1 protein-coding gene is annotated in these 468 nt (G+C 57.5%); it reads right to left on the bottom strand.

Going from position 1 to position 468, the window contains the following annotated elements:
- Window positions 1-468 (bottom strand): calcium-binding protein (locus tag FGE21_RS19955; protein ID WP_139665137.1); only part of this gene is annotated, 468 nt, incomplete at both ends.

Below are 468 nucleotides of genomic sequence, written 5' to 3'. Positions count from 1 at the left end.
CAAGTCGTTATCATTGCCGCCCCGCAGTTGGTCTGTACCGTTTCCTCCTTCCAGAGTGTCATGGCCATCCTGGCCGTAAAGCACGTCATTCCCATCCCGACCAAAGAGCCTGTCGTTGCCATCCATGCCCCACAGGCTGTCGTTGCCAGAACTACCGGATACGGTATCGGCGTGATTGGAGGCATAGACCCGCTCGATACCAATCAGTAGATCCCCTTGGGCATACCCCCCATATTGCGTTGCACGATTCAGGTCGATGTTCACGGCAGCATTGGAGTCTTCGTAGTTCACACGGTCGACACCGCTACCGCCATCCAACTCGTCGGCACCGGCGCCGCCGCGCAGGTAGTCGTTTCCGTCTCCTGCTTTGAGTGTGTCATTGCCGGCATCCCCATACAGGCTGTCATTGTGATTGCCACCATTGAGGCTATCGTTTCCTGCGCCGCCATAGAGCTTGTCCGCGCCATC

The sequence above is a fragment of the Phaeobacter sp. B1627 genome, assembly GCF_006265095.1.
In the GTDB taxonomy this organism is placed as follows: domain Bacteria; phylum Pseudomonadota; class Alphaproteobacteria; order Rhodobacterales; family Rhodobacteraceae; genus Epibacterium.
Note: the sequence above shows the minus strand (reverse complement) of the source record. Positions and strands in the feature narration are given on the sequence as shown.